Below are 22,866 nucleotides of genomic sequence, written 5' to 3' on the forward strand. Positions count from 1 at the left end.
TTTAGTGTGTTTTGATAACATTTTTATCCCCCACAAAAGCTTTATTCCTTTCTATTATACAAAAAAAGCTTGTAGACTTGGTCTAATTCTTAGACTTTGTCTACAAGCTGAGAGGGACGGACTATGATAAGTCCGTCCCTCTTTGTATTCTTTCTGTTCCGCTTTTTTGTCCGGCTACGGCGGCTAGACCCTCGAGGGTTTTCTAGGCTGCTACGTCCCTTTTGTTGAATACCAGGAAGGCAAGCAGCTGGAAGATGATGAAGTAAATGATCAGCATGGTGATGGAGAAGCCCATGGTCATGCCATCGACGAGTGGCGCTGTAAAGCCTGTGTACTGAGTCAGGTCTGTGTTGGCGAACAGACTGTATTTTGCCCAGTCGAATTTAAGGGCGAGCAGGCTTGTGGCATTGCCCCCGACGAATAGTAGGAATAATGAAATTCCGATCGCCAGTGAGCTGCTTCTGAACACAGCTGAAATCATGAAGGCCATAGTAGCCATCATCACGATATTGACGGTTTGTAATAAGTACGTCTTGATCAAGTACCCAACAATATTCTGTTCAACCACTTTTCCATCCACAAATGCCAGGTGAGTGGACTGATCTGTCCCTCCGAACAATAGAAGCCCAAGAAGGAGTGATACGACAAATAATAATAACAACATACTCATACCGTACAGTAAGACTGTAAAGTATTTAGAAAGAAGGATCTTCGTGCGTGAAATCGGACGGATGAGCAATAGCTTGATGGTCCCCCAGCTAAATTCACTCGCGACGATACCTGCTGCCACAATGATGGTAAATAATCCGACAACCAGAACGATATTGGCATTCGTCTCTACGAACGTCCAGGCCGTTTCTTTTACCTTTGGTTCGATATTGTTCTCAATGCGGTATTCGTTAATTGCGATTCTTCGTTCAGTGTCTTTTTCAATAAATTTATTCAAATTTGGAGTTTCAGCCAGCATTTGCTTATCTGATTCCACCTGGGCTGATAGTTCCTGTTTCCAGTTATTCATTTCTTTCGCTTTCGAATCACTATATTTGGTGAATGCCCCTGTCACTCCAATAATGAGAATCAACAGTCCGAGCATGACAAACGTTCCGACCCGCTTGAAGATTTTGGTCCATTCATTTCTGATAAGACTAAGCATGCATGACCTCTCCTTTATCATTTGTAATTTCCAGGAACCTGTCTTCCAATGTTTTGGCTACAGGCATGACGCTGTAAATTTGGACACCGTCTTCTACCAGTGACCGTATAACTTCAGGTACTTGTTCTTTTGTCAGGGCCACTTGCACTTGTTTTCCTTGAGCTTCAAATTTGATGCCAGGATCGATTGATTTAAGGACAGCCTTCATTTTATCCACTTCATCGATTTCAAAGTGATAGACCTGTTCAGATCCTTCTACAAAGTCCCTGACTTGTTGTACATCGACAAGCTTACCGGACTGGATGATCCCGATCCGGTCACACATCATTTCCATCTCGGATAATAAGTGACTCGATACGATGACCGCCATTCCCTCTTCCTGTGCAAGTTTTCTGATATACGCACGGATTTCGCGGATTCCCGCCGGATCAAGGCCATTTGTCGGCTCATCGAGAATGAGAAGTTTCGGTTTATGAAGCAGGCATTGAGCAAGCCCCAGACGCTGTCTCATTCCAAGGGAGTAAGTCTTCACCTTATCATGGATGCGATCTGTTAAACCGACCAGCTCGATCACTTCCTTCATTCGTTCATCGGAAATCCCCTTTTGCATGCGCGCAAAGTGCTTTAAGTTCTGATAACCGGACATGAACTTATAGAGCTCAGGGTTTTCGACGATCGCCCCCACATCCTTTATGGCGCCTTCGAAGTCTTTCTTGATGCTTTTTCCGGAGATGAGGACATCTCCTTTTGAGATATTCATCAATCCCACGATCATGCGGATCGTCGTTGTTTTCCCTGCTCCATTGGGTCCAAGGAAACCGAATACTTCCCCTTCATACACGTCAAACGATAAATTATCAATGATCGTCTTGCCTTTGATGACTTTGGAAACACTTTGCAATTGCACAACCGTTTTCATCCATTCATCTTCCCTTCTGATTTTGTTGTCTTTTTCAACCACTGCAGGACAGATAAGCCTTCTGATTCTCTCAGTTCCTCCACCTGGCAATGGCCTTTTATTTCTCCATCCGAGATGATATAGGCCTCATCCAGGATCGCTTCAATTTCATCGATTTCATGGGTGGCTATGATCACGGTCTGATGTCCGAAATCAATATAGGAGAGGAGGCCTTTTACGATCGTGTCCCTCACCATGGGATCCAATCCCGAAAAGGGTTCATCGAGTAGCAGCACTTCCGTGTTACGGGACAATGCCAATACGAGCTTCAGCCTGCCCCGATTCCCTTTCGATAAGTGCTTGATTTTCTTCCCGCTATCAAGCTCCATGAATTCCACCAGTTCATTCGCTCTCCCTGTATCAAAATCAGGGAATTGAGAGGCATAGAAACGGATCATCCCCTCAACGGTGAATGCTTCATAAAACATATCCAGTTCCGTCAAATAAGCGACTTCACTGGCACTTTTCCTGGTGACTGGTTTCCCGTTCATGGTGACCTTGCCGGCGTTCGGGAACACAAGCCCGGCAATCATTTTTAATGTGGTGGATTTGCCGCTGCCGTTCGGACCGAGGAGACCATATATCTTCCCTTTTTGAAAATGAAAGGATGTCTCGTTCAGTGCTATTTCGTTCCCGTACTTCTTGGTGACAGCTTCAAATTTCACAACCATCTCTATTCCTCCCCTCTTCAATCAAGGTATTTTTCAACACCCTGGATCATTTGATCTTTCGTCAGACCTAGTTCTTTCATGTTCCGGATGAAGGACTCGATCACTTCCCTCTGGACCTTTTCATTCAGCTCTGTCAGAACCTCTTCCTTTTCCGTCACAAATGTTCCCTGTCCTCTCCTCGTCTCCACGATGTCCATCCTTTCTAATTCACTGTACGTACGTTGAATGGTATTCGGATTCACTCCTGATTGAACGGCCATTTCACGGACGGAAGGCAGTTTATCACCAAGTGCTAACTCTTTCCGGACGATTTCACGGATGATTCGATCGGCAATCTGCAGGTAGATGGGCTTGGAAGCTGTGTATTCTTCTGTCATAAGCTACACCTCAACCTTGCGATCCAATAGCCGGCAGGAAATGATAAAGACGATGATCATGATCATTCCTTCAAACAGGAAAGGCATGACCGGGAATGGGATCATCTCTCCATCGAAACCTGCATTCGTTTCATTTGCACCAACAGAGAAAAAGAACCCGGAACTAACCCTTACGGTAAAGGTTTCAAAGAAGAACTTTTCGACCCATTCAATACTCATAATAATAGCCACTGCACTTTGATAGACAATGATGCATCCCGCTATAACGATCCAGCGTATATTCTTGATGGAGGGATACTTTGAGAGTGAATGATACAGTGTCCACAGGAATATCGTCCATCCCGTGAAATAGAGACCGACGATCGTCACGCCAAGATTAAAGAGAATGCCTTCTTTGATTGGCCAATAAGAGAAGAGGGAATCCTCCTGAAAAAAGACCATGGTCAGCATCCCTAAAATATCCACTACCAAAAGTGACAAAGTGGAATACATAAAGGCAATGATGATTTTCGGTAATAGGAGCTTAAACCCGCTGTGGGGACTATGAAGCCACAGCTGCGTTTTTCCTTCCACCCTCAGCATGGAGCAGACGATTCCGGGAAGAAAGGCGAAATGGAATACTCCGATCATAATGAGGAAAATTTGTGTCACGCTTGGCTCATGGATATAATGGCCAATCACCAACCCTATGATAAAAATGAGAAATATAATGGCTATCCAGCCATAAAACCAGATACTGGAGGTTTTGAAGTCTTTCCAAAGTAGTCCTTTAAACGCAATCATCCATACACTCCTCCGTAAAGTGTTTTAGTGTTCTAGTTAGATAGTACACTAGGGCCGGACGAATCGTCAATCCTTTTTTTACCTATTTATTGGAATTTTTTCAACAGACATTTCTGAAAAGAGGGACAAACAAAAGGACTGAATCCAGCTCTGGGATTCAGTCCTTTTGAAGGGTCATGATTTGTCTTTTACTCTTTTGATTTCAATATCCTTTAACAACTCGTTCATCACATGACTCGCTGCAATCAGTCCGGCCACGGAAGGAACGAAGGCATTGGATGACGGGGGAAGCTGTGCTTTACGGATCTTCGCATCATCTTTCCCTACTTCCTTCCTGATTTCTTCACGGATGACGATAGGGCTCTCATCAGAGAAAACCACCGTCACGCCTTTTTTGATTCCCTCTTTTTTCAGGCGGGTACGGATCACTTTGGCAATTGGATCTGTATGCGTCTTGCTGATATCAGCAATTTTGAAGCGGGTCGGATCGGTTTTATTCGCCGCTCCCATGCTCGCGATCAACGGGATATCCCGCTTCAGGCATTCTTTCATTAAATGAATTTTATATGAAATCGTGTCAGAGGCGTCTATGACATAATCGAGTCCTTGATCAAAGAATTCCTCGTATGTTTCTTCCGTGTAGAACATTTTTAAAGCGATGACTTCACAGTCTGGATTGATGTCCATAATGCGGTCCCTCATCAGATCAACCTTTGGCTGACCCACAGTGGAGAGTAATGCATGCACTTGACGATTTACGTTGGTGATGTCCACATCGTCTTTATCCACTAACACTAAACGGCCTACACCGGAACGGGCTAACGCCTCAGCTGCAAAGGATCCCACTCCCCCGATTCCGAGTACGGCCACTGTACTATTTTTAAGGGTTTGGAGACCTTCCTTACCGATCGCTAGTTCATTTCGAGAAAACTGGTGTAGCAAAATAATCAACTCCATTATAAGTATTCAACTAGGTTTATACTGAATTAGAATAAAGGATAGGTGACCGAAAATCAACATGAAATGTTGTCCTTCTCTTTCGTTTACCCTATTAAGGGCAGATTTAGTCCCAACAAAAGAGTCAGGCTGCTGTCAGCCTGACTCTTCACTTTATTCAATATCATTTATTGGATTTGTTTGGACGAGTCCCAATCGTGCCGCCGCCATCATTTCCTTCGTTTTGAACCCGCTCTCGGCAGGTGGGTGCTTTATTCCACTATTTGTTAGTCCCCGGCACGGGGCATGAACGCCTAGCGGAAACATCAAGCTCCCGAAGTTTGAATTGTTCGGTCAAAACTGTTAGGTAAAAACGTCGTACACATCAGGACTCGTTTGTGATTGTCTAAATAATATCATACCACCAGGATGATTTCAACGAATGACCCCCGGTATTTAATTACATTATTCTACATCGAGTGACAAAGATAATTCTTTTAATTGAGCTTCACTCACTCCACCCGGTGCGTCTGTCAGTACACAGCTTGCACTTGCCGTTTTCGGGAACGCAATCGTATCCCGGAGATTCGTGCGGCCTGCAAGGAGCATCACCAAACGGTCCAGTCCAAGGGCGATCCCGCCATGTGGAGGCGTTCCATATTCGAAGGCTTCCAATAAGAAACCGAATTGCTCTTCCGCTTCTTCTTTCGAGAATCCAAGCACCTTGAACATTTTTTCCTGAATGTCACGCTCGTATATACGGAGTGATCCGCCTCCAAGTTCGTATCCGTTCAAGACAAGGTCATACGCTTCCGCGCGAACAGATGCAGGGTCGGTTTCGAACAGTTCAAGATCCTCCTTCACCGGCATGGTGAATGGATGATGGGCTGCATAGTAACGGTTCTCCCCTTCGTCGAACTCAAGGAGCGGCCAGTCTGTCACCCACAGGAAGTTAAATACCGTTTCATCAATCAGCTTCAAGTCTTTCCCTAATTTCAATCGAAGGGCTCCAAGGGCATCTGCCACGACTGATTTCTTATCCGCCACAAACAGCAACAAGTCTCCAGCTTCCGCATTCGCAGAAGTTGAAATCGCCGAAGCATCTTCTTCGGTCACAAATTTGGAGATCGGGCCTTTCAAGCCTTCCTCTTCTACCTTCAGCCAGGCTAACCCTTTTGCTCCGTAACGGGAAACGAACTCAGTCAAGCCATCAATGTCTTTACGGGAATACTGTGAAGCGCCGCCTTTCACATTGATCAGCTTCACTTGTCCACCGTTTGCGACAGCGCCGGCAAATACTTTAAATCCTGATTCCTTGACGATTTCGGATACATTGATCAGTTCCATGCCGAAGCGTGTGTCAGGTTTGTCAGAACCGTAACGGCTCATGGCATCGTCATACGTCATTCTTGGGATAGGCAATGTAACATTTACGCCTTTCACATCATTCATCAGCTTCTTCATCATATCTTCGACAAGTGAAATGATCTGTTCTTTATCCATGAAGCTCATTTCCATATCGATCTGAGTGAATTCAGGTTGACGGTCTGCACGAAGATCTTCATCACGGAAACAGCGGGCGATTTGATAATAACGGTCGAATCCGGAAACCATCAATAGCTGCTTAAAGATTTGTGGTGACTGTGGAAGGGCATAGAATTCCCCTTTATGAACCCGGCTCGGAACGAGATAATCACGTGCCCCTTCAGGCGTACTCTTTGTTAAAATCGGCGTTTCCACATCCAGGAATCCGTTATCGTTCAAGAAATTACGGAATGATGTCGTTACATTATGACGCATCTTGAACGTTTCCATCATCGCTGGACGACGAAGGTCAACGTAACGATATTTCAAGCGGACATCCTCCGACACTTCCATCTGGTCATCAATCATGAACGGTGGGGTTTTAGCTTCATTGATGATTTGAACCTCTTCAGCGTGGATTTCCACTTTTCCGGTTTTCAGGTTCGGGTTCACCGTTCCTTCTCCCCTTGCCACGACCGTACCCGTTATGCTCAGGACATACTCATTTCGGATTTTCTCTGCAAGTGAAAGGGCCTCTTCCGATAAATCCGGATTAAACACGACCTGTACGATTCCCTCTCTGTCACGAAGGTCGATGAAAATCAAGCCTCCCAGGTCCCTTCTCTTTTGAACCCAGCCTTTGATCGTGATTTTCTCATCGATGTATGTTTCTGTTATGTCTCCACAATATGCGGTTCTTTTTGTCATCATGTTCTCCTCCTTATCAAATCAACAGGTTCTATTTACCGAGCTTGCTCTTTACACTTTCAACAAACTGATCTAGGCTCACTTCTTCCTGTTCACCAGTAGCCATGTCTTTCAGATTAATTTTATTTTCTTGTAATTCATTATCACCGATGACGGCGACATATTTCGCTTCATAACGGTCGGCCGCTTTGAATTGGCCTTTTACCTTGCGATCCAGATAATCTTTCTCTGAAGAAATCCCTGCCGCTCTTAATTGATGAAGAAGCTTGACAGCATGATCTTTCGCGTCATCGCCCAATGATACGATGAAGCACTCAACTCCCTGTTCGATCGGGAGTTCGACCCCTTCTGCTTCCAGAGCCGAAAGCAGCCTTTCGATACTGAAGGCGAATCCGATTCCCGGGGTCTCAGGACCACCGATCATTTCAACCAGTCCGTTGTAGCGTCCACCGCCACAAAGAGTGGTAATGGCCCCGAAGCCTTCTGCATCACTCATGATTTCAAAGGCTGTATGGTTATAATAATCAAGCCCTCGTACAAGGGTGGGATCGACTGTGAATTCCACATCCATGTCAGAAAGGTGAGTCTGGACTTTTTCAAAATACTGCTTCGATTCGTTATTTAAGTAGTCGAGAATCGATGGTGCTGTAGACATCAACTCATGGTCGCGGTCTTTCTTACAGTCAAGGATCCTGAGCGGATTTTTCTCCAGGCGATTCTGGCAATCGCCACAGAATTCATCGATCCTCGGTTTAAAGTGATTGATCAATGCTTCTCTGTGTGCATTCCTGCTACCGGCATCACCGAGACTATTAATGACAAGCTTTAATTGAGTCAGCCCTAGTTTCTTGTAGATTCCCATTGCGAGGGAAATCACTTCTGCATCAATGGCAGGATCTTCACTTCCGAGAGCTTCGACGCCAAATTGGACAAATTGACGATAGCGTCCTGCCTGAGGTCTCTCATAACGGAACATGGGACCCGAGTAGAAGAGCTTCGTCGGCTGATTCGGGTGCCCGAACATTTTATTCCCTACAAAGGAGCGGACAACGGAAGCGGTCCCTTCAGGCCTGAGCGCCAGGCTTCTGCCTCCCCTGTCTTCGAACATATACATTTCTTTCTGTACGATATCCGTCGTATCCCCCACTCCACGGGTGAACAGTTCACTCGCCTCGAAAATCGGGGTGCGGATTTCTTTATACTGATAGTTGTGACAAAGGGTCTTTGCCACTTCCTCTACATACTGCCATTTTTCCACTTCACCAGGCAGGATGTCCTGTGTACCTCTTGGAATCTGAATGGACAAGATGATTTCCTCCTTTTATCGTGCACGTTGATCTTTATGTAAATAAAAAAAGCCCTCAGTCCCTTGTATATCATACAAGGGACGAGAGCTGTTATTCCCGTGGTGCCACCCTAATTGAAGTCTATGAAAGACCTCCACTTAGCCAGTTAACGCCTGGTACGTTCATCTCCTACTGACGAATCGTTTTCAGAGAGAAACCTCCTGAGTGTTCATTCACTAAGTCACATTGTAGAAATGCTCTCAGCCAAGGCATTTCCTCTCTTTACATGCGGGGGTTAGCTACTATGCTCGATCAACGGTTTTTGTAATGTTATTTTATTTGTATAATGATACGGTTGGCGCAGGTCCATGTCAAGAGGTTAAAGAAAATTTCGTCAGGATCGCTCCATTTTCTTTTTTAACAATTTCACTTCCCGTAATGATAATCCGAATTCGGAAGCAAGTTCAACGTTCAACGCATCTTTTTCACGTTCTAAAAACTGGTGGAAATCCACTCCAAATAACTGGTTATCCCCATTTGCATTCATGAATCCTTTTTCACTCGTCCTCACGTACACTCATCCTTTCAAAAACATTCCTACCTTTATCATTTCCAATTACCTATTTTTCTTTCGTTTTAAAGGGATTTTATTTTTTTTATCGTATTAAATCCATAAGGATTTCTTCCGGAACATCCCTTCTTTTAAAAAATTGACAGATGGTGTTCAACAGTTGAGCAGGAATATCCGATATTACTATGGGTGTTTGTATTTCTTACAGGAGGTGACGAAGATTAAGAAAGTAATCGCATCAATGCTGATTGTGCTCCTTATGTTCCCCTTGCAGCCCTTCATGGATCAGGCACAGGCTGAAACCGGAAAGGTCACGATCAGTGTCTCGACCCTTAATGTCCGGACAGGACCGGGACTGAGCTTCCCTGTTTTGACAACGGTACATAGAGGGGAAGAGTACAAAATAGTAGATACGCAAAAGGATTGGTATAAAGTCGAAACAAACAGTGGGGACGGCTGGGTGGCCGATTGGCTCGTCAACGTGGAAAAGACCGTTTCTGCTGATCCATCCCCTCGAGATGGCCAGGTGAACACAGACGGTCTCCGCGTCAGAAATGGCCCAAGTACCTCAGACGACGTCGTCACGGTATTACAAAATGGAGATATGGTGACCGTTATAAAAGAAGATGGGGACTGGCTGAACATTGAATCAGGAAGCATCAGGGGATGGGTCCACCGTGATTACATAACGGGAACAGAAGCCGCCCAAGGGAAAAAAAAGGTGAACCAAAAAGGGATCATCACAGATGACGCTTTGAATGTCCGAACATCACCATCCCTGCAGAGCTCCATCCTTGGCGTATTGAATAAGGGGGATGAGGTAGAGGTGACCGGAAGTGTTTCCGGTTGGTATGAGGTCCGATTCGGCGATGAGGTGGCATGGATCAGTGATTCATACGTAGAGTTCTCTACCGGTTCTGATGAAGATGAAACAAGCCCATCTGAAGAGGAATCATCCTCTACTGGAGATATGGTCGGGATCATTTCGGTACATGGTCTCAATGTCCGAGATGAAACCTCCCTGGACGGCCGAATCGTCGGTAAAGTATCCAAGGGTGAGAAATTCAAATTGTTAAAAGAGAAAAATAATTGGTATCAAATCAAGCTCTCGAATGGGGAGAAAGGCTGGGTTGCCGGGTGGTATGTTCAAAAAACGGTGACAGCCGCCGCCCACGAAAGTAGCAGCTCGAATGAAAACATCACGATTCTATACAACGGCACAAATATCCGCAGTGAAGCAAACACCCAGGCAAGTGTGGTCAAACGAGCTTCAAGTGGAGAGTCTTACGGGGTAAAAAGTAAGGATGGAGACTGGTATGAGGTGGAATTAGCCGATGGCAGTGCCGGGTTTGTAGCCGGCTGGGTCGTTTCGGTCCGCTCTGCAGCCGGTGAAGACACGACGCCTGACCGCAAGAAAAGCGGTGGTCTAAAAGATAAAGTGATCGTGATCGATCCCGGACATGGAGGAAGGGACAGTGGCACTACGGGAGCAAGTGGTACACTTGAGAAGCTTCTTACCATGAAAACCGGCGAACTCCTTGCAGAGAAATTGAAAAGTGCAGGGGCAAAAGTCAAATTAACAAGAAAAACCGATGAATATTTATCGTTACCGTCCAGGGTATCATTATCCCATTATAATCAGGCAGATGCCTTTATCAGCATACACTTTGACAGCATTATGGATTCTTCCATTGCAGGCCATACGACTTACTACTATCAGAACCAGCAAAAAGAGCTGGCAGAGGACGTCCACGAGAATCTCTCGGATCGATTACCCACCTCAGACCGGGGTGTCCGCATCGGGGATTATCATGTCATCCGTGAAAACAACCGGCCAGCCGTTCTTTTGGAATTAGGATTCCTCAGTAATCCCTCAGAAGAAGCCAATGTTAATACTCAGTATTTTCAAGATTTGGCTGCGACGGCCATCTATCATGGTTTAAGTGATTATTTCTCAGAGTGATGTCCATTCAAATAAAAAGGCTGATTCCGGTAGTGGAATCAGCCTTTGTTATCAGGTTTTACTCTCGATCAAGAGTGTAACAGGACCATCATTCGTCAAATTCACATCCATCATTGCACCGAATACGCCTGTTGCCACCTTCACTCCTTTTTCCTCAAGGATCTCATTGAAATAGTCATAGATCACTTCTGCATGGTCGGGTTTGGCTGCATTCATGAAATTCGGCCTTCTTCCCTTTCGGACGTCGCCATACAGGGTGAATTGGGATATGGATAGAATCTCTCCCCCAACATCCAGGAGTGAATGATTCATCTTCCCCTCTTCATCCTCAAAAATGCGAAGATTGACAACTTTTTCTGCCGTATAACGGGCATCTTCTTGTGTATCTTCATGGGTGATCCCCACAAGCAGTACAGCGCCTGATCGGATTTCCCCCTTTACTTCTCCATCTACAGTGACGGAGGCTTCTTTACTTCTCTGCAGTACAACCCTCATAAAGAAATCTCCTTTAGTTCATGATTCGTCTTACAGCATATATATCTGAAATCTGTTTGATTCTCTCTACCACTTTGTGAAGATGGGAAATGTTTTGAATCGAAATGGACATGTTGATGGTGGCCACCTTGTTCCGGTCCGATTTCCCGCTCACAGCCGATATATTCGTCTTCGTTTCATTCACCGCCTGAAGCACTTCATTCAGGAGGCCTCTGCGGTCATAGCCGGAGATTTCAATATCGACATTGTATTCTTTACGGTCATTCCCGTCACTTTCCCATGATACGGGAATGAGGCGCTGTTCCACTTCATCCGCCATGACATTCGTACAATCCGCACGATGCACTGAAACGCCGCGGCCCTTTGTAATGAAGCCGACGATTTCATCCCCGGGAACCGGACTGCAGCAGCGGGATAACCGGATAAGGAGATTGTCGATGCCCTCTACCTGTACACCCGCATCTTTTTTGCGCTTGACGGGTTGAGCGTTCAATTCCTTCATCGTTTCTTCCAGGTTATCTTCCTGTTCCCGCTTCTTCCGGTGTTTTTCCGTTAGCCGGTTGGCAATTTGAGCCGCTGTGATCCCGTTATATCCGACAGCTGCATACATATCATCTTCGTTTGAGAAATTGAATTTCTCCGACACACGCTTGATGTTTTCCGGATTCAGGATCTCCTTGACATCGAAATCCTGATTCTTGATTTCTTTTTCGACCAACTCACGGCCTTTTTCAATATTTTCTTCCCTGCGCTGTTTCTTGAAGAACTGCTTGATTTTATTCTTCGCCTGGGAAGTCTGGGCAAGCTTCAGCCAATCCTGACTCGGCCCATACGAATGTTTGGACGTAAGGATCTCGATGATATCCCCTGTTTTCAGCTTGTAATCGAGAGTGACCATTTTCCCGTTGACCTTGGCACCGATCGTTTTATTGCCGATTTCCGAGTGGATCCGGTAAGAAAAATCGATGGGGACGGAGCCTGATGGCAATTCCAATACGTCTCCTTTAGGTGTGAATACAAAGACCATATCGGAAAACAGGTCGATTTTAAGAGATTCCATGAATTCTTCAGCATTGGCCGATTCATTCTGGAACTCGAGTATCTCCCTGAACCAGGATAGCTTCTTCTCGAACGACACAGGTTCATTCGCTTCTTTCCCTTCTTTATACGCCCAGTGTGCCGCTACCCCGTATTCAGCGATCTGGTGCATCTCAAGAGTTCTGATCTGCACTTCCAGTGGATCTCCTTTAGGACCGATGACCGTCGTATGAAGGGATTGATACATATTCGGTTTCGGCATGGCAATATAATCCTTGAACCTTCCAGGCATAGGTTTCCAGCAGGTATGAACGATTCCGAGTACAGCATAGCAATCCTTGATGCTGTCTACTACAACCCGTACGGCCAGGAGGTCGTAAATTTCATTGAATTGTTTGTTCTGCAGCGCCATCTTACGATAGATGCTGTAAATATGCTTAGGGCGTCCAGAAATTTCAGCCACGATTTTCACATCGCCGAGCTTATCTTTTACTTCATTGACGACTTCCTCTAAATACTGTTCACGCTCCGCACGCTTCTTCTTCATCAAATTGACGATTCGATAATACTGCTGAGGATTTAAATACCGGAGCGACGTATCTTCCAATTCCCACTTGATCTTTGAAATCCCCAACCGATGGGCCAAAGGAGCGAAGATTTCAAGTGTCTCATTCGCTATTCTCCGTTGCTTCTCCTGTGGTAAATGTTTCAGGGTTCTCATATTGTGGAGGCGGTCTGCCAATTTAATCAGGATGACCCGGATATCCTGAGCCATCGCCACGAACATTTTCCGGTGATTTTCAGCCTGCTGCTCTTCATGGGATTTGTATTTAATCTTCCCTAGCTTCGTGACCCCATCAACGAGCATGGCCACTTCGGCATTGAACGCTTCTTCAATTTCACCAAGGGAAATGCCTGTATCCTCCACTACATCATGAAGAAACCCTGCAGCAACGGTCGCCGGATCCATCTCTAGATCCGCAAGTATCCCTGCCACCTGGATGGGGTGGATGATGTAGGGTTCACCTGACTTCCGGTATTGCTCACTGTGGGCATCCCTTGCATACTCGTATGCCTTCTGGACCATTTCAACATGCTCATCGTTTAAGTATGCTCTTGTTTTATCAATAACCTGTTCCGGGGTTAGTACTTGATCTTTAGCCATGATCAAAATCACCTTTGTATTTTAATATAGTTCACGATTGTTCGATTTTAATGATTGTTACTATTATCAAAAAAAAAACAGCTTCTGTAAAGTGTTTCGCAGAAAATTCTCAGAATCCAACTGTTTTTGTCGATAAATGTCGATGCTATTCCTCTTTAAATTAAAAAAATAAGGGCTGACACGTTAACAGTTGTCAGTCCCTTATTTCAGTATATCACACATTCAATACGTTTATCAGATTTGATAAAGGTAATTAGTATTGCATCAACGTCATAATATCGTAGTTCTCAAGTTTGTCGCGGCCGTCAAGGTACGTAAGTTCAATTAAGAACGCAGTCCCTGCAACGATTCCACCGAGTTCTTCCACAAGCTTGATCGTTGCTTCGATCGTTCCACCTGTTGCCAGTAAATCGTCCGTGATCAGGACACGCTGGCCGGGCTTGATGGCATCTTTATGGATGGTCAAAGCATCTTTACCATACTCAAGGCCGTATTCCTTCTGGATTGTTTCACGTGGTAATTTACCAGGCTTGCGGACAGGCGCAAAGCCTACGCCGAGTGCATAAGCGACTGGGCATCCGATGATGAATCCACGGGCTTCCGGTCCTACAACCAGGTCGATCTGCTTTTCTTTTGCATATTCGACGATTTGGTCTGTAGCATATCTATAAGCATCACCATTATCCATAAGGGTTGTGATGTCTTTAAACTTAATCCCTTCTTTTGGCCAATTCTCAACGATTGTAACATATTGTTTTAAGTCCATGCTTCTACTTCCTCCTCAATTGTAACAGACTCTTCTATCCTTTCATTAAACCAAGTCTTCAACTCTTGATAGGAAGAATATAACAATTCGTTTTCAAGCTCGTATTGTTGTTGTTTCTTCTGATATGTTCGAGATTCAGAAAGATCTTTCTTGGTTTTCGCAGGATTAAGAGAAATAAATCCATTGTCTATTGTAACAAACTTCAAATCAAAAAACACCTGTGACATGAAATCGATTGTTTCTTTTGACCAGCCTTTGTATTTGGCCAGGTCATCGCCATGCTTATTGACATCGAACGATCCCCTTTTGGTTAAAAAGCCATAGTACCATTTAAAATGGTCCCGGGTCGGCATGGTACTGAAGAAATGATCTTCTTCCTGGAAGAAATGAGCATAGATCCGATGAGGACGCCCCTTCTTCAAAAGCTCTTCAAGTAGAGGCTTGGAATTCGGCAGATCCAACAGCACAAGGCTCGCTTTCTCCGTTGATAACCCATCAAGAGTCGAGCTTTCCTCCAAGAGGATGACTTCATCTTTCGGCAGGTTCAGTTTGTCCAACGTGGATGGATGAAAACAAATCATTTTCTTATTTTCTTCTGGGATGAGTCCGTTCCATTTATGGACCTGCTTGATTCCCCGCACATCAAATAATTGCCAATGATCGATTTTCACATCTTGTAAAAATACCTGGGGCTTCTTGCGGTTGTTCCACTCATTTATGGATAATTCACCAATGACGGACGCATTTGAAAAAGGCGTCATGTGGTCAGCCAATTCACCAAGCCCGAAGCCTACACCATCCAATTGAATGCCCTTGTCCTCTAAAACGAGCTTCAGATGATTTTGGGCAGATCCGATTTTTTTATAATGCTCGATGCTCACATTATCAATGATCCACTTAGGCTTTGGATTCTTCATCCCAAAAGGCGCTAAAAGCTGAAGCTTTTCAATCGATTCTACAGAGATTTCGTCCACTGTCACAGGAGCATCGAGCTGTGTGACCGGGATGAAGTCTTCTGGTGTCAGTTCCGTGCCCGCCAGTTCATTCAACCGATTTCTCAACTGAGCTACATCGTCTAGTTGCAGCGTCATTCCGGCAGCCATCGGATGTCCTCCGAAGTGGGGAAGGATATCCCGGCAGGTTGAAAGATTTTTGAAAAGATCAAATCCTACGATGCTTCTCGCAGAGCCTTTCGCCGTCCCCTTTTCAGAGTCGTAACACAGCACGATGGTCGGCCGGTAAAACTTGTCGACAAGGCGGGAAGCCACAATCCCGACAACTCCCGGATTCCAGCCTTCTTTTCCGATGACGAGTACATGGTTATCCTTCAGCGGGAAGTCCCGCTCCACCATCTCAATGGCTTCCTCGGTCATTTGAGCGACGATCGCCTGTCTTTCTTTATTCAAGCCGTCAATTTCTTCTGCCAATGCCTTTGCCTCTTCTTCGTCTTCTGTAAGCATGAGGTCAACGGCGGGATCGGCATCACCTAAACGACCGACGGCATTAATCCGTGGAGCGATCATGAAGCCGACCGTCTCTTCTGTTATTTCATGCTGCTTCGCATTGGCGATTTTGCATAAAGCTTTGATCCCCAGTCGGTTTGAACCCCGGAGCTCTGCAAGACCTCGTTTAGCCAAAAGGCGGTTTTCTCCTCTCAAAGGAACGAGATCCGCAATGGTTCCAATCGCGGCAAGGTCCAGTAAATGGGTCGGCAGCTCGCCATAAAGGGCATGGGCCAATTTAAATGCCACCCCTACCCCGGCAAGTTCCCCAAACGGATAGGCTACTTCTCCTATCTTTGGATGTAGTAGGGCATAGGTTTCCGGTAATTCGGGTCCAGGTTCATGGTGATCTGTAATGATCAAGTCCATCCCGAGATCTTTCGCGAGTTTAGCTTCGTTCACGGCAGAGATCCCTGTATCGACCGTGATGATGAGCGAGAATTCCTCATCCTTCGCCCAGCGGAACGCCCCCTCATTCGGGCCGTATCCTTCACTGAACCGATTCGGGATATAGAATTCCACCATGGCGCCCAAATCCCTCAGTACCGTCATCATGACCGACGTACTGCTGACCCCATCTGCATCATAGTCACCGTAAACGAGAATTCTTTCCCCGTTTTCAATGGCTTTATGGATCCGTTCCGTAGCTTTTTTCATATCTTCAAATAAAAACGGATCGTGAAATGAGTCGCCTGAATCAAATAAAAAATTACGGGCTTCTTCTACATCGTCCAAGTCACGATTTATCAATAATTTCGCTACAAGCGAAGGTACTTTAAGTTCATTTGCCAATTCTGCTATTTTATGTTCATCTGTTTCTGTCAATATCCAACGTGTTTTTGAGTTTAACATACGTTCACCCCTCAGCCTTACTCATTATACAAAAGTGAGGGGGTTGTTTCAATCTTAATGAAGGTCTGTGAAGAGGATGTAGGATGGGTGGACGTGGTTTTAAAGTCGTCATGGGTGGAAATCCAGCCGCTTTTGGTGAAAAACCAGCCGGAATCGGGAATAATCCGGCGGGTTTACGCCATTTTCCAGCCGTTATGGTTGGAAATCCGGCCGAAATCCAACAGAATCCAGCCGAATGACATTTATATCCAAAAACAACCAACCAAACGCCCCAGTCCAACACAAAAAAAGCCCGGCGGCAACAGCCACCAGACTCATTTATTCTCCCACTTCCCCTACCGAATCGGGAGCGCGTTTTTTCAAGGGGATATCTTCCGTCTTTTGTTTATGCATTCCCTCTGCCTGTTCCCGGAGCAGCATATTTTCCTTTTCAAGGGATTTGACCCTGCGCTGGACGACGAATAACCGGAACAACCCAACGGAGCCGATGATGATACCGCCCATCAGGACAGATCCGAGAATAACTAATATAAGAGGCCAGTCGGATTCACCGAACAGATAATTGACGGTGACCGGGTCGACGTTGATGACGGCGAAAACCGATACGACCAACGCAAAGAAAATACCTAATAATAATGTCCATTGAAACTTCATGAGACTTCCCTCCCTTTAAGTTAAGTCTATTTGATCATCACTTTCTTCAGAAGCAGGATTGAATGGATTGATATGGATGAATACATCATTCACATTGGATTCCTCCAGGAGCTTCTCTTTGACTCTCTTCCCGACACGATGACCTTCCTCTACCGTCATGTAAGGATCGACACTGATTTTTAAATCGATGATGACGTAGTGTCCGTGTTCCCTTGCATGAAGCTCGTTGATTTCCTTCACTTCCGGGACGGTCTCCACGATTTTTCGAAAAGGCAGTACATCCTCGTCATGCATGACGTGATCAAGGGTCGTATGTATGGATTCCGCCCCCAGATGCCAGGCCATCCTGAGTACAAGCAGTGAAACGAATATTCCAGCAACAGGATCCGCATAAACAAGCCAGCCGATATCGAACTTCCCGCCAAGGATGGAAGCTGAGATCCCGACCAGTGCCGCGATGGAAGAGAACACATCCGAACGATGCTCGTATGCATTCACGATCAATGCATCACTCTTTAACCTTTTACCCAAACGATATTTGTATTGAAACATCGCTTCTTTCACGATGATGGAGAAGATGACGGCATAAATCGCAATCGCTGTCGGCGGGGTGAGAGGGTGAAAGAAGGATTCAATCGATGATTTCCCAATTTCGATCCCCACCAGGAACAACAGGACGGCCACGATGATTGCCGCAATGGACTCCGCCTTTCCGTGACCATAAGGATGATCCTGATCGGGGGGCTGCTTGGCAGCACGCAAACCGATAAAGACGGCAAGTGATCCCGCTACATCCGATGCTGAATGAACCGCATCGGCAATCAGTGCCCGGCTATTCCCCATGATGCCTGCCGCCCACTTTATCACCGCCAATACAATATTTCCCACCACACCGATCATGGCAGCAAACTCCGCTTTTTTAAAACGATCCTCATGATTCATTCAAGTCGCCTCCCTTATAACTTCTATTAGTGTAACCCAATGCTGTAAAAATACAAAAAAAGACAGGTCCGGGAAGAAATACTTCCCGGACCTCTTAATCGTCATTATACTTGCGGTTCATCCGACCATGTTTTCTTTTCTTTTACTGTCTTGATGGTTCCTTTTTTCTTCAGTTCTTTCTTCTTCATTACGAGCCATACCTGGGAAGCGATGAATACGGAAGAATAGGTACCTGAGATTAATCCGACCAATAAGGCGATGGAGAAGTTACGGATCGACTCACTTCCGAAGATCATGAGTGCAATGACCGTGAACACCACAGTCAATACTGTATTGACTGAACGGCCCATCGTCTGTCTGATACTTAGGTTCACTACCTCTTCAATGTCCTTATCCGTCTTCAAACGGCGTTTCTTATGAAGATTCTCACGGAGCCTGTCAAAGGTGACGATCGTATCATTGATCGAATAACCGACTATTGTCAGGACGGCTGCAATGAATGTGATATCCACTTCGAGCCTCGTCAAGCTGAAGAATGCGATGATAAAGAATGCATCATGCATAAGGGCAAGGATTGCTCCCAAAGCCATTCTCCATTCGAATCGGAGTGTTACGTATATAATGATCCCGATGGAGGCAATGACCAAAGCAATCATGGCGTTCTTTGCGAGTTCCTTCCCGATGACAGGAGATACGGTACTGATACTCGGTTCAGCTCCATAAAGCTTGTTAAAGTGATCTTTCAACTTTGCGATCTCGTTCTTGTTCAAGTCATCCGTATAGCGGACAACGGCAATGTTATCTTTTTCACCAGAGATGACGACATCATTAGAAGGCAGTTTTATTTCTTTCAGTTCATCCTGAACCTGTTCGGTCTTCAAGCTCTGATCAGCCAGGATTTCCATACGGGAACCACTGACAAAGTCGATTCCAAGATTCAGTCTGAAGATGGCCAGAATGATGATCCCCGCCGTGATGAGTACAGCTGAAAACGCGAAAAACTTCTTACGCTGTCCAGCAAAATCAAATCGGTCGAAGCGGGTAGGCAGATCCAGGGTATCATAATTCTCCGACAGATCTTTGATTTCGGATTTCTTCACACCGAACCAGCCCGGCCTTTTATTAAAGATGCGGCTGTGTACCCAAAGGCTCATTAATAGACGTGAACCCCATACCGCCGTGATGAAGCTTGTCAGAATACTGACGATCAGCATCGTTGCAAACCCTTTAACCGAGCTATTTCCATAGAAGAATAGAACAGCAGCGGCAAGGATCGTCGTCACGTTGGCATCAAGGATCGTTAAGAAGGACGACTTGTTACCGGCCTGGAATGCAGAGCGGATCGGCTTCCCGACTCGCATTTCTTCTTTGATCCGTTCATACGTGATGATGTTCGCGTCTACGGCCATACCCACACCAAGGATGAGGGCTGCAATCCCCGGCAGGGTCAGGACCCCGTTCATGAAATCGAAAATCAACAGAATCAAGTAAATATAAACAGAAAGGGTGATCGTGGCGATCAGTCCCGGGAATCGGTAGTACGCAATCATGAATAAGAAAATGATGGCAATCCCGATGATACCCGCAGTCACTGTCTTATCCAGCGCCTGCTGACCGAATTGCGCCCCCACTGAAGTTGAATATTTCTCCTCCAGTTTGACCGGAAGTGCCCCCGCATTTAGAAGGGAAGCAAGATTTTGGGCCCTCTCAACCGTAAAGTTCCCTTCAATGATGACTTCATCCGAGTTGATCGGCTTTCTTACCGCCGGGTCGGAGATGAATTTCGGGTCTTCCTTCCCTACCTCAGCTTTGTAAGAATCTTTTCCTTCCTCGAAATCCAGCCAGATGACAAGCTGGTTCTGTGGAGCCATCGAGGAAATATCTTTCGTTAATTCATAGAATTTTGAGCGGTCTTTTAATTTTAATGAAACGATTGGATTATTTTTGTCATCAAACGTTTGTTTCGCAGAATCGGATACAAGATCCGATCCGTCCAGACGGACTTTATCGTTCACGTCACGGAACGTCAGATTGGCTTGAGTGGAGAGGATTTCCCTTGCTTCGTTCTGGTCCTCGACACCGGCCAGTTGAACACGGATGCGGTTCCCGTCTTCGATTTGGATATTCGGTTCACTGACACCCAATACGTTAATACGCCTGTCGAGTGCATCGGCAGTATTGGCGACAGTCTCTTTCGTGATTTCCTGGCCTTTTTTGATCGGCTGAACTTCATAAAGAACTTCAAATCCGCCCTGCAGGTCCAATCCCAGTTTAATGTTATCTACAATACTCTTCGTTGTGCCTCCCATAGTACCTGCAAGCAATACCACAAGTATAAAGAAGGCAATGATTCGGCCACGCTTTACCATTATGTATAGATCCTCCTTGCCGTTTTAAAAAAACCATACGAACTATGCTTCAAAAAGTAATATAATTCCTGAAAACTTCACCTTTCTCATTATCTATGAGAAAGAAATGAGTGTCAATTTCTTTTCGGGCTATTTTCCATTCTTATTCGGGCGAAGAAGCTCGTTCAGCTCATCTTCATTCACTTCTGCAAACCAATTGGGAGACCTGTACGCTTCGATCGTTTCAAAGCTCATATACTCTCCTGGCTTGACCGTTAACACATCACTCACTAACTGAAAGAACTTTACATCCACTTCAGGCTTCTTCCATTTCTTCTTCGTTAAGTAGGACCATAGGCGGTCAGCGTCTGCCTTTCCGTATCCAAGAATTTCAAATTCTTCTACTTTGCTTACAAGCGCTGGTACTAATGATTCAAAAAAACGATCGTAAGGATGCTGATTTTTCTTCATACCCCGTCCACCCCATTTGGGCTATATTCAGCCCGAATTGTTCACTACTTGTCATGCTTTGTCCACCCTTATGCATATACATCATTGTAAACGATAATACCAATTTTGAGAAGGCAGGGAATTTTATGTCAAAATTTCTGAAAGGCACCATGATCTTAATGATGGCCGCCTTTATAACTAGAATATTAGGGTTCGTGAACCGCATCGTCGTCGCCAGGTTCATCGGGGAAGAAGGCGTCGGCCTGTTTATGATGGCTTTCCCCACCCTCATTCTCGTCATCACGATCACTCAACTGGGGCTCCCTGTAGCGATCTCAAAAAATGTTGCCGAGGCAGAATCAAAGGGTGATATACGGAAGGTAAAGAAGATATTGGTCGTCTCCCTTTCCATCACCATGGGGCTGTCCCTCATCTTCACCCCGGCCCTCATCCTGCTCGCCCCCTATTTAACTGACGTCTTATTTACAGATGACCGGATATACTATCCATTGGTGGCCATTGCCCCGATCATTCCGATCGTAGCCATCTCTTCCGTCATCCGCGGCTATTTCCAGGGAAGGCAGAACATGAAACCTTCCGCTTATTCACAAGTCATCGAACAGGTAGTCCGGATTACCCTGATTGCCGTATTGACCAAAACCTTTCTTCCATACGGAATTGAATACGCTGCAGCCGCTGCCATGGTGGCGTCGGTCCTTGGTGAACTCGCATCCCTTCTTTATTTATTCGCAAGTTTTAAAGTAAAGAAGAAGTTTAAAATCAGGCACAATTTCTTCACCTCGATCAAGAATGGCCGGGAAACCTTTAATGAACTCATGAGTGTGGCCCTGCCGGCAACAGGCAGCAGGATGATCGGGTCGATTGCCTGGTTTTTTGAGCCGATCGTGGTGGCGAACAGCCTAGCCCTCGCCGGAGTGGCTGCCGGGATGGCGACGAAACAGTATGGCTCCTTGACGGGATATGCCCTTCCCCTTCTGTTTCTTCCATCATTCGTGACCCTTTCATTATCGCAATCCCTTGTCCCGGCCATCAGTGAAGCCAACTCTCAAAAGAATTTCACCTTAATCGAACACAGGCTTCAGCAGGCCCTCAGGTTCTGTTTGATCACAGGGGGAATTTCCGTCGTCATCCTCTACGTGTATGCAAAGCCCCTCATGCAGGTCATGTACGGGAATGAAAACGGGGCAGGTTTCTTGATGATTATGGCGCCTTTCTTTTTATTTTATTACTATCAGGGGCCATTGCAGGCCGTGCTCCAGGCGTTGAACCTTGCAAGGGCCGCCATGATCAACAGCCTGATAGGGGCAGTGGTGAAGACCGGCGTCATCTTTGTCCTTGCTTCACAGCCGGCTTTTGGCATCAACGGGGCGGCACTCGGAATCGTCACCGGGTTCCTGCTTGTGACCCTGCTTCATTTCATGACCATCCTGAAATATATCCCGATGACGATCTACGCCCGGGATTACGTAAAGACGGTGTTAGTCCTGTTGATTACCGGAGTATGGGGACACTTTTCTTATCTTTACTTATTTGATGGTCAGTCCACCGTATTCAGATTGCTGTTCGGGGTCCTGACTTGTACGGCTCTTTATACTGTGCTCTCCATCACCCTTAAGCTCATCGTGAAAAACGACCTTGCCAGGATCCCGTTCATCCGGCGATTCATCACTCCATAGTATCTCCAAATAAAAATACTCCTTGAC

Annotated in this window: 20 protein-coding genes, 1 other RNA gene and 1 other annotated feature; of the genes, 3 read left to right on the plus strand and 18 right to left on the minus strand. The window is 45.7% G+C overall.

The window, feature by feature from the left end:
- Positions 1-202 precede the first annotated feature (202 nt).
- The 10 genes from V8G47_RS07855 to V8G47_RS07900 form a co-directional block, all read right to left on the minus strand.
- A complete protein-coding gene (locus V8G47_RS07855; protein ID WP_336199627.1) occupies positions 203-1,153 on the minus strand; it encodes an ABC transporter permease in 951 nt (316 codons plus the stop codon).
- Positions 1,146-2,072 (minus strand): ABC transporter ATP-binding protein, encoded by a 927-nt coding sequence (locus V8G47_RS07860; RefSeq protein WP_336199628.1) that lies wholly within the window; start codon positions 2,070-2,072, stop codon positions 1,146-1,148. Before V8G47_RS07860 ends, V8G47_RS07855 begins: the two co-directional genes overlap by 8 nt.
- Entirely contained in the window at positions 2,069-2,782 is a 714-nt protein-coding gene (locus V8G47_RS07865; protein WP_336199629.1) for an ABC transporter ATP-binding protein, read from the minus strand. Before V8G47_RS07865 ends, V8G47_RS07860 begins: the two co-directional genes overlap by 4 nt.
- A 17-nt stretch (positions 2,783-2,799) precedes the next feature.
- Positions 2,800-3,159, minus strand: a complete 360-nt coding sequence (locus V8G47_RS07870; RefSeq protein ID WP_336199630.1) for a GntR family transcriptional regulator — start codon at positions 3,157-3,159, stop codon at positions 2,800-2,802.
- Between the two features lie 3 nt (positions 3,160-3,162).
- On the minus strand, positions 3,163-3,942 hold the full coding sequence (locus V8G47_RS07875) for a hypothetical protein (protein WP_336199631.1): 780 nt from the start codon (positions 3,940-3,942) through the stop codon (positions 3,163-3,165).
- A gap of 174 nt (positions 3,943-4,116) precedes the next feature.
- Positions 4,117-4,884, minus strand: coding sequence for a tRNA threonylcarbamoyladenosine dehydratase (locus V8G47_RS07880; protein ID WP_336199632.1), 768 nt, complete (start codon positions 4,882-4,884; stop codon positions 4,117-4,119).
- Between the two features lie 199 nt (positions 4,885-5,083).
- Positions 5,084-5,273: non-coding RNA, 6S RNA (gene ssrS, locus V8G47_RS07885), on the minus strand.
- 70 nt (positions 5,274-5,343) lie between these two features.
- Positions 5,344-7,110 (minus strand): aspartate--tRNA ligase, encoded by a 1,767-nt coding sequence (gene aspS, locus V8G47_RS07890; RefSeq protein WP_336199633.1) that lies wholly within the window; start codon positions 7,108-7,110, stop codon positions 5,344-5,346.
- Positions 7,111-7,141: 31 nt separating this feature from the next.
- The gene (gene hisS / locus V8G47_RS07895) at positions 7,142-8,416 is read right to left on the minus strand and encodes a histidine--tRNA ligase (protein WP_336199634.1); all 1,275 of its coding nucleotides are present in this window, start codon (positions 8,414-8,416) and stop codon (positions 7,142-7,144) included.
- A 74-nt stretch (positions 8,417-8,490) separates the two neighbouring features.
- Positions 8,491-8,721: a binding site (T-box leader), on the minus strand.
- A 69-nt stretch (positions 8,722-8,790) separates the two neighbouring features.
- The gene (locus V8G47_RS07900) at positions 8,791-8,967 is read right to left on the minus strand and encodes an RNA polymerase subunit sigma-70 (protein WP_336199635.1); all 177 of its coding nucleotides are present in this window, start codon (positions 8,965-8,967) and stop codon (positions 8,791-8,793) included.
- 211 nt (positions 8,968-9,178) lie between these two features.
- On the opposite strand from V8G47_RS07900, the gene V8G47_RS07905 reads away from it, so the two are divergent.
- Positions 9,179-10,930: an SH3 domain-containing protein gene (locus tag V8G47_RS07905; RefSeq protein ID WP_336199636.1), complete on the plus strand. Its 1,752-nt coding sequence runs from the start codon at positions 9,179-9,181 to the stop codon at positions 10,928-10,930.
- Between the two features lie 51 nt (positions 10,931-10,981).
- On the opposite strand, the gene dtd is transcribed toward V8G47_RS07905, so the two are convergent.
- The 4 genes from dtd to recJ all read right to left on the minus strand — a co-directional run bounded on the left by dtd (position 10,982) and on the right by recJ (position 16,748).
- A complete protein-coding gene (dtd, locus tag V8G47_RS07910; protein ID WP_336199637.1) occupies positions 10,982-11,425 on the minus strand; it encodes a D-aminoacyl-tRNA deacylase in 444 nt (147 codons plus the stop codon).
- 13 nt (positions 11,426-11,438) lie between these two features.
- Positions 11,439-13,628 (minus strand): RelA/SpoT family protein, encoded by a 2,190-nt coding sequence (locus V8G47_RS07915; RefSeq protein WP_254651864.1) that lies wholly within the window; start codon positions 13,626-13,628, stop codon positions 11,439-11,441.
- 253 nt (positions 13,629-13,881) lie between these two features.
- Positions 13,882-14,394, minus strand: a complete 513-nt coding sequence (locus V8G47_RS07920) for an adenine phosphoribosyltransferase (protein WP_060670793.1) — start codon at positions 14,392-14,394, stop codon at positions 13,882-13,884.
- On the minus strand, positions 14,385-16,748 hold the full coding sequence (recJ, locus tag V8G47_RS07925; RefSeq protein ID WP_336199638.1) for a single-stranded-DNA-specific exonuclease RecJ: 2,364 nt from the start codon (positions 16,746-16,748) through the stop codon (positions 14,385-14,387). Before recJ ends, V8G47_RS07920 begins: the two co-directional genes overlap by 10 nt.
- Before the next feature lie 83 nt (positions 16,749-16,831).
- On the opposite strand from recJ, the gene V8G47_RS07930 reads away from it, so the two are divergent.
- Complete coding sequence (locus V8G47_RS07930) at positions 16,832-16,987, plus strand: hypothetical protein (protein ID WP_336199639.1); 156 nt, start codon at positions 16,832-16,834, stop codon at positions 16,985-16,987.
- 79 nt (positions 16,988-17,066) lie between these two features.
- Here the strand turns inward: V8G47_RS07930 and V8G47_RS07935 are convergent, their stop codons facing one another.
- The 4 genes from V8G47_RS07935 to V8G47_RS07950 all read right to left on the minus strand — a co-directional run bounded on the left by V8G47_RS07935 (position 17,067) and on the right by V8G47_RS07950 (position 21,163).
- Positions 17,067-17,402 (minus strand): LapA family protein, encoded by a 336-nt coding sequence (locus V8G47_RS07935; protein ID WP_336199640.1) that lies wholly within the window; start codon positions 17,400-17,402, stop codon positions 17,067-17,069.
- Positions 17,403-17,417: 15 nt separating this feature from the next.
- Entirely contained in the window at positions 17,418-18,344 is a 927-nt protein-coding gene (locus V8G47_RS07940; RefSeq protein ID WP_336199641.1) for a cation diffusion facilitator family transporter, read from the minus strand.
- Between the two features lie 104 nt (positions 18,345-18,448).
- Positions 18,449-20,713 carry a protein translocase subunit SecDF gene (gene secDF, locus V8G47_RS07945; protein ID WP_336199642.1) on the minus strand — a complete coding sequence of 755 codons (2,265 nt, stop codon included), beginning with the start codon at positions 20,711-20,713 and terminating at the stop codon, positions 18,449-18,451.
- 129 nt (positions 20,714-20,842) lie between these two features.
- The gene (locus V8G47_RS07950; RefSeq protein WP_336199643.1) at positions 20,843-21,163 is read right to left on the minus strand and encodes a post-transcriptional regulator; all 321 of its coding nucleotides are present in this window, start codon (positions 21,161-21,163) and stop codon (positions 20,843-20,845) included.
- Positions 21,164-21,288: 125 nt separating this feature from the next.
- On the opposite strand from V8G47_RS07950, the gene spoVB reads away from it, so the two are divergent.
- The gene (gene spoVB / locus V8G47_RS07955; protein WP_336199644.1) at positions 21,289-22,839 is read left to right on the plus strand and encodes a stage V sporulation protein B; all 1,551 of its coding nucleotides are present in this window, start codon (positions 21,289-21,291) and stop codon (positions 22,837-22,839) included.
- Positions 22,840-22,866: the final 27 nt, after the last annotated feature.

The sequence above is a fragment of the Rossellomorea sp. LJF3 genome (genome assembly GCF_037046045.1).
Lineage (GTDB): Bacteria > Bacillota > Bacilli > Bacillales > Bacillaceae_B > Rossellomorea.